This window comes from Bathymodiolus thermophilus thioautotrophic gill symbiont (genome assembly GCF_003711265.1).
Classification (GTDB): domain Bacteria; phylum Pseudomonadota; class Gammaproteobacteria; order PS1; family Pseudothioglobaceae; genus Thiodubiliella.
This window is the reverse complement of the sequence record NZ_CP024634.1, coordinates 246,120-253,830: the sequence shown is the minus strand read 5'-3', so window position 1 is coordinate 253,830 and position 7,711 is coordinate 246,120. Positions and strand designations below refer to the sequence as shown.

Here is a 7,711-nt window from a genome sequence, read left to right as displayed (position 1 = left end):
ACTGGTGTTTTGTCTGTAAAAAAAAGGGTGTACTGTAAATATCATAAATGTTTTTCTTAGTAGAGATTGTTAACAAGTTTCATTATTCGCTTCCTTGGTATCGCTTGATTGTTTTCATCTTTAGCAACTTTAACTCTTAAGGCATATATTTTGGCTTTATGAGGTAGCGATTTTCTTACCTCTCTGTTAAATTGAAAAATGTGTTTGAATGGGCAAATGTATTCCAAAAAGTATATATTGTCTCCATTGTTCCATTCGTTAGCAGTGATTTTGTGGTCACTGTGTAATAATTTATCCAGTGTTTTGTCATCAACTTTTGCCCATACAGAAAATGCCAAAGGCATGTCTCTACTATTGCGAATTAATTTGTATTGACCGAGTAGAATGCCCTCTGAAATACAACCAAAAAAACCGCAAATACTATAATGTTCACAATGTAATTCAGATTGTCTGGACAGCCAAAATGCATTGCCCAAGATTTCCATGTAGGTTTTTTCGGTTATTTTTTCGGGGGTCATAGTTTTATAAGTCTCATGGGTTAATAATTCAAATTATTTTACCTATTTGGTTACAAATGTATTAATTTTACAGCGTCTAAATTCAAAAAACATCATTACTCAATATGGGTTGGCTTAAACATTGTTTTCATTGGTTTTTTAATTGTTCTTCTTGATAAATACTGGTTGTAGGTAAAAAGGTTTTTGTCTAATACTATTTTTCAAAAATAAAATGAATAATACAGTGAGACCTTTGCATAAATATGGATAATTAATAAAATTCAATTTTTTTCTACTTGGTAATTTTCTTAAATCTTGTCCCAGTAGGGCTAAGGCTGGGTTTAAAAAATTATCAAGTGGAAAAAAGTGGATCCTTGATGATTATTTATATTTATGCAAAGGTCTCACAGAGTTTAGTTTATTTTTGAAAATGGTATAGATAATTAATGATTAAAATAATCTGCCAAATAGTCATCAAAACTAAGGGTATCTGCCTGTTCTATCTTAAATTGCTGTTCACAAGATTTTTTAGCTTGCTGGTCTAAATAATCGAAATGTGCTTGATCGATTTTTCGAGCAAGAAAATCTTTTTGATGATGTTTTGCCAATGTATTCGTGTAATTAAAAAAACCTTGTCCTTGTTTTTTCATCTCACTCAAGGTAATTGCTGAAGGGGTTAATTCGGCATTGTCAATACGCTTGCCAATTTCTTTAACGGCTGTTTGACAGTCTGACCCCAATAATTCGGCACACAATGCGATTTTATCCATTGTCGCCTTACCCAATGCTTGTAATGAAATGCTTTGCCCTTGATGGTTTAAAACCAAACCCGATTGTCGCCCTTTGTGGGCAACCAACTGATCGTTGCTATCAATTTCAAATTGTTCTCGGCTTGAAATCACTGGCGATTCTTCCAGTAGGCAAAATAACAAAAACGCTTCTAAAAACAAAACTTGTGTTTGGTCAATACCCAATGCTAAATTTGGGTTAATATCCAATGAGCGCAACTCAATATAACTAATACCGTCTTCATTCAACGCATCCAAAGGTTTTTTATCTGACACTATATTTGGCTTAGGGCGCACAGACGCATAGTACTCATTTTCAATCTGTAAAATATTGGTATTCAACTGTTGATATTGCCCTTGTTTTTTCAATCCAATGCTTTCATATTCACAACACGCTGTTTGCATGCCAGATTTTAAACTGTGGATATAATGCCCTAAAGAATTATAGTTTGCTTTTACACCTGCCTCGTCTTCGCGTAAGTTTTGATAACCAATATCCCCCATTCGCAAGGAAGTGGCATACGGTTCATATAAAGTAGAGGCGCTAAATTCCACTAAAGAATGCTGATGATAACCCTTAAGAAAGGATTTACACACAGCAGGCGAAGCGCCAAATAAATAGGGAATAAGCCAGCCATAACGCACCACATTGCGAGTTAGTGCCATATAATTTTGGTCACTGAATTTTTTGAATGTCTCATTTGGCGCTCGAAGCTGATAATATTGCTTGAAAAAATCTGCTGAAAATGAATAATTAAAATGAATGCCGGCAATGGTTTGCATCACACTGCCATAACGATTGGCTAACCCATGCCGATAAACGGTTTTCATCATCCCTTGATTGCTTGTGCCATATTGGGCAATTGGAATATAAGTTTCTCCTCGAATTACGCATGGCATACTTGCGGTCCAAAAACTTTGATCTTTTGGCAAATGATGATATAAATATTGTTGCGTTTTCGATAAAAATTCCAGCATTTCCTTGGCGCTATGCATCGGCGGCGTTACCAATTCAATCAATGATTCAGAAAAATCAGTGGTAATATTCGGATGTGTTAATGCACAACCAAGTGCCTTTGGATGTGGCGCTTGAGAGATGCCGCCTTTGCGTGAAACGCGCAATCCTTCTTTTTCCAATCCCATTAAATTGTCTTTTAACAAATCGCCATAAGGCTTAAGTTGCTGTATTGTATCTATTAAATTCAAACTAATGCTCAGTGCTAAAATACAAGTATTTTACCACTAAGATATAAAAATGAAGATAATCAAAGCAGTTGTTGGCGTTTTGCGTAACGAACACCAAGAAATACTCATTGCACAACGCCAAAAAGCACAATTTATGGGCGGATTTTGGGAATTACCGGGCGGTAAAATTGAAGCGAATGAATCACCAGAACAAACCATCAGCAGAGAGCTCAAAGAAGAACTAGGCATTCAAGTTAACCAAGTCAATTTACATCAAACCATGGTGTATCACTACGAAGACAGAACCGTACAACTAAGCATTTATAACATTAACCAATATCAAAATACGCCCGCAGGTATAGAAGGTCAGGCTATTGCTTGGGTTAAAATTGATGCATTAAACGATTACCAACTGTTGCCAACAATGAGGGCTTTTATTCACTCAATCACTTTGCCCAATAAATATTGGATAACGCCAGCAAACAATCATCAAAGCGATGAATGGATGTCCAAGTTCGAACAAAAACTAACGCAAAACATAGCATTAATTCAACTTAGAAGCAAAGTATCGTTAGATAGCTCGTTTATCGCCGAACTTTATAGCAAATGTAAGCAACATAATATTAAATTACTACTTAATACCATCGATAAATCATTCAAAGAAACCTATTGTGACGGTTGGCATCTCACCACTCATGAAATGTTAAAACTAACCACCAGACCCTGCCCCCAAGATAAATTACTCAGCGCATCCACACACAACCTAAATGAAGCGCTAAACGCCCAAACAATCGGTGCCGACTTTATCGTTATTTCCCCTGTCCAACTCACCCAAACCCACCCCAATACCACACCAATTGGCTGGAACACCGCCAAAGAAGTGGTAGGAAAACTTAATATCCCTGTATATTTTTTAGGCGGAATGAGCGAGCAAGATTTAGACAAAACACTGAAGCTTGGTGCTCAAGGAATTGCTGGGGTTAGTGCTTTTTAAGGGTAATTGGGCGTATCAATTAATTTATTAAGCACTGTAAATAACACTAAACAAAAATTTATGCCATGCAAATGCTGTTTTCCATTTCCATAAATTTATAAAATCATTTGGAGGAATTGATCGATTACCAATTGAAGGGTCGGCTAAAAAACTTTACTTTTTTTTGAATCTGCGAAACGCAACGAAGTGTTTAAATTTTTCATTTTCAATATCAACCAATGCTGGTTTATTTGTTTTTACTAAACCTTAGAATGGAATTCTAACAACATAAACTTGGAATCCAGAATGCCCTCCGATTTCTTTTAACTCAAGAATAGAAAGTCCAAATGAAAACTATGAGGCCTTTGCATAAATATGAATGATTAGCAGAATTCAATTTTCACCCAATTGGTAATTTTATTAAACCTTGTCCTAGTAGGGCTAAGATTGGGTTTAAAAAATTACCGAGTGGGTGAAAAGTGGATTCTTGATGATTATTCATATTTATGCAAAGGTCTCAACTATAAAAAAAATAGGGCTTGCGCTAATAAAAAATATTTTTTGCAAAAAAATATATTGATTCAAAAAAATATGTTATTATCGGTTTTCAAAAAAAACTTGGTTGAGTTTTTCAGCCCAACAACAGTAGAATTGTTGTAATTTTTAAGGAGAATAAAATGTTTAATTTAAAAAGTATAGTAATAGCATGTGTCATCACTGCTGGAATCACACTTTCGGGTGTGAGTGTGGCAAGTTCAAATCTGAATCAAAATTTACTTGATTCTCCAGTATTTTTACAAAATACTGGTGCGGTGGCAATGAATGATGAACAGATGCAGAGTGTTAAAGGTGCTGGCATATTTGGAGACATTATAAATTGGATAGAAAAGGCCGCTCTTGATGTAGCAAAGGCTACCATATTGACACTCAATTATATAGACACTCACATCTTCAGGCCTAGACCATAGATAAAAATATTAATACCGCTTCAAAAAAATATATTATTATCAGTTGCATGTGGAGGGGTTCGCAAAGAACTTAGTTGAGTTTTTCAACCCAATAACGGCAGAGTTGTCGTAATTTTAAGGGGAGTAAAATGCTTAATTTAAAAAGTATAGTAATAGCATGTGTCATCACTGCTGGGGTCACACTTTCGGGTGTGAGTGTGGCAAGTTCAAATCTGAATCAAAATTTACTTGATTCTCCAGTATTTTTACAAAATACTGGTGCAGTGGCAATGAATGATGGGCAGATGCACAGCGTTAAAGGTGCTGGCATATTCGGAGACATTATAAGTTGGACAGAAAATGCCGTTATTGATACCGTCTCTTGGGTAGGAACGGCTCTCGCTAATTCTGCCTTATGGATTATCACACAAGACTACAAAGATCGAAGTTTTTGGCTACTGCCATAAAAAAATTAAAAAATATTAATATCGCTTGGGAGGGCGGTATTTTTTGTGAAAATTTTTTGGTAGTTAGTTTGAGACCTTTGTATAAATCATAAATATAGTGCTTATAATCGCCCAGGTATTTTTACTGTTAATACTTGGATGAGGATGGGTGGCGGATTGTTTGGTTTATTTTTAAAAATGGTGTTAGCCGAACTCAAACCGTCCTTATCTTCATCTTCTTTATCCGCTAGTTATCAGTGTCAATCTAGGCATTGACAGAAGTGGCTTTGCGTTACAAATCAAGAACAAACGATACTAAACAAGCCATTAAAAACCACATTAACAAAGTATTTGGACACACGCCCATTTACAGCGAGAGAAAATACATCAATAATCATCTGAAAAAGACTTCTTAAATTGAGTTATAAGAAATTTTAAAAAAGTTGCCAGAGATTTTGAGGCAATGTAACTGTTATTTTTTTTCTATATCTGGATAGTTTGTTCCCAGATATTCCCAATAATAATTATTTTGTTTGTCCGTAGGGAAATACCAATATCTATCATCAGAACCCAATTGTTTTAATTTAAAATATTCAATATCTCCATTATATGGATCACTGTAAATAAATATATCTCCTATATTTCCTTTTCTATCATTTGCGCCCCATCTATTAAATGTATTAAAAAGTTCAAATTCTTTAACCTCAGGATAGTCTGTGCCAAGGTATTCCCAATAATAATTATTTTGTTTGTCCGTAGGGAAATACCAATATCTATCATCGGAACCCAATTGTCTTAATCTAAAATATTCAATATCTCCATTATATGGATTATTGTAAATAAATATATCTCCTGTATTTCCTTTTCTATCATTTGCGCCCCATTTATTTCCTATAATTTGCTTTGCAATATAGAATGCATCATCTTTTGATAGTGCACTAACTTTATCTATAATCCATTTCCAATTACTCTTTAATCGTGCATGACTTTGCGATCCAGAAATAACACCTATCATATTTGTCTTTCCATTTTTTTCATAAACAATTGTTCCTCCTGAATCCCCACTAGCGATAGGGTTATAAATAACAGAACCTTCGGATGACACCCGACTTGGAAACATAATAAGTTCATTATCTATATCACTAATTGTCATTTTTTTGTCATTCATTAAAAAATTTGAATAGTCTGAATTCAAGACTATATTTGAAGTTAGAGCACGAGGATATGGACCCTTTAACATCCTATTAAGAGACATATAGATCATCCTATAGTTGCCCGGTTCATAGTGTCCATCAATATATTTGTAATACTTATTCATATATCCCACATCTCTGGCAAAATTATATGGTTGACCGTTGTAGTGTACTTTGCCATACAATGCGACACCTCCCTTACCATCAAAATAAGGGAATGGCAAGTCATTATCTGTTAATAAAGTATTTTCAAGATTATAACTTGGGAGGCTAATTGTATTAAGTTCATCATATGATTTATCTAAAAATATGATAGCAACATCATTCAGCGAGGCACCATCACCAATATAGCCATCATATTTGTATGCTGTTCCAGACAATATATCTCCAGTTTTTCTATGATAATAGCCTATTTTATTGTTATTTTGTATTGGACAATGTGCTGCTGTTAAAATAACTCTAGGCGCTATCAAAGTTGCGCCACAAGAAAAATTTCCCAATGCCCAATCAGGAGCGTCCTCACCAGAAAGTTTAACCCCTCCAAACATAGCAAACACTTTACTACTACAAAGCAACCCTACAAATACCATTTTTAACATAAATTTCATTTTCATTTTTTCCCCTTTTTTTTGTTAATTAACTGTTTAGTTTTACTAACTTAATGGGCAGAATTGTCTGTAAATAGCGATGATTGCGTTAGATTATTCCTTAAATAAAGTCAAAGGTCAGCCATTAACTTAAGCCAACACCCCTCCTGCAAATCAACTCAAACAACCTTATTGCCCCACTTCTCTGTGATAATAGAAGTATAACGCATATATATTCTAGCATAGTTTTTCAAGCTAGAATCAACAATATTTTTGAATATAGTGGATATTTTGGCTTGGGTATTTTTATTGCTAATACTTGGGGTGAGGACGAGCATTAGATTGTTTGGTTTATTTTTGAAAATGGTGTTAAATTAAGAGGATGAAAAAAATAAAAGGAATTTTTTAGTTGTCTTGACTTTATTGGAGTCGAATAATTGGAGTTAAACACAAAAATTGCCTGCCACTCCATTAATCTCTAGCCCTAGACAAAGTCAAAATATCGCAATTTTTAGCACCTGCCTTAAGGATGGTTTTTGCCAGTTCGTTAAGGCTAACGCCAGTGGTCATAACATCGTCAACTAATAAAACTCGTTGATAGGAGATTGTGTTGGCGTGAAATGCGCCTTTAATTTCTTTTTGGCGTTGTTCGGGGGTGAGTGTTGCGAGGGGTTGAGTGGCTTTTATACGGTGGACGCTATGTGTGTCAATAATGTGATTTGGGTTTTTCTTGATTATATTAAGGAGTTCCGATACTTGGTTAAACCCTCGTTCTCGAATGCGTTGCCGACTGAGTGGCATGGGGATAATGGCATCATAATTTTGCATAGTTTGGTATTTATCAGCCAGTTTATGGGCAAAATAATGGCCGACACATAATCGTTGATTGTATTTAAAGATTTTAATCAATTGTGCAACTAAATCTTGATAATCATACAGGGTATAAGCACGATTAAAGGCAGGGGAATGACTAAGGCATTGTCCGCAAAAATCAAGGTTACCACTGATGGGATGAGCGCAGGATTGGCAACGGTTTGTTTGATTGGAAAACTCAGCTTCACATGCTTGGCATATACAAAAACTTGCGGGTTCCAT

Annotated in this window: 7 protein-coding genes; 3 read left to right on the top strand and 4 right to left on the bottom strand. The window is 35.0% G+C overall.

Features of this window, described 5'->3' with window-relative positions:
• Positions 1 to 56: 56 nt before the first annotated feature.
• Both MS2017_RS00790 and gshA read right to left on the bottom strand, forming a co-directional pair.
• On the bottom strand, positions 57 to 518 hold the full coding sequence (locus MS2017_RS00790) for a toxin-activating lysine-acyltransferase (RefSeq protein ID WP_071564642.1): 462 nt from the start codon (positions 516 to 518) through the stop codon (positions 57 to 59).
• A 422-nt stretch (positions 519 to 940) separates the two neighbouring features.
• Positions 941 to 2,491 carry a glutamate--cysteine ligase gene (gene gshA, locus MS2017_RS00785; protein ID WP_122950945.1) on the bottom strand — a complete coding sequence of 517 codons (1,551 nt, stop codon included), beginning with the start codon at positions 2,489 to 2,491 and terminating at the stop codon, positions 941 to 943.
• Positions 2,492 to 2,540: 49 nt separating this feature from the next.
• Between gshA and MS2017_RS00780 the strand changes: the two genes are divergently transcribed.
• From MS2017_RS00780 to MS2017_RS00765, 3 genes are all read left to right on the top strand, one after another.
• Positions 2,541 to 3,464: a Nudix family hydrolase gene (locus MS2017_RS00780; protein WP_122950944.1), complete on the top strand. Its 924-nt coding sequence runs from the start codon at positions 2,541 to 2,543 to the stop codon at positions 3,462 to 3,464.
• Positions 3,465 to 4,120: 656 nt separating this feature from the next.
• Complete coding sequence (locus MS2017_RS00770) at positions 4,121 to 4,411, top strand: hypothetical protein (RefSeq protein ID WP_071564568.1); 291 nt, start codon at positions 4,121 to 4,123, stop codon at positions 4,409 to 4,411.
• 128 nt (positions 4,412 to 4,539) lie between these two features.
• Positions 4,540 to 4,857: a hypothetical protein gene (locus tag MS2017_RS00765; RefSeq protein WP_071564569.1), complete on the top strand. Its 318-nt coding sequence runs from the start codon at positions 4,540 to 4,542 to the stop codon at positions 4,855 to 4,857.
• A gap of 451 nt (positions 4,858 to 5,308) precedes the next feature.
• On the opposite strand, the gene MS2017_RS00760 is transcribed toward MS2017_RS00765, so the two are convergent.
• Together MS2017_RS00760 and MS2017_RS00755 are read right to left on the bottom strand one after the other, a co-directional pair.
• On the bottom strand, positions 5,309 to 6,643 hold the full coding sequence (locus MS2017_RS00760; protein ID WP_071564570.1) for a trypsin-like serine protease: 1,335 nt from the start codon (positions 6,641 to 6,643) through the stop codon (positions 5,309 to 5,311).
• Positions 6,644 to 7,087: 444 nt separating this feature from the next.
• Positions 7,088 to 7,711 (bottom strand): ComF family protein, encoded by a 624-nt coding sequence (locus tag MS2017_RS00755; protein ID WP_084032349.1) that lies wholly within the window; start codon positions 7,709 to 7,711, stop codon positions 7,088 to 7,090.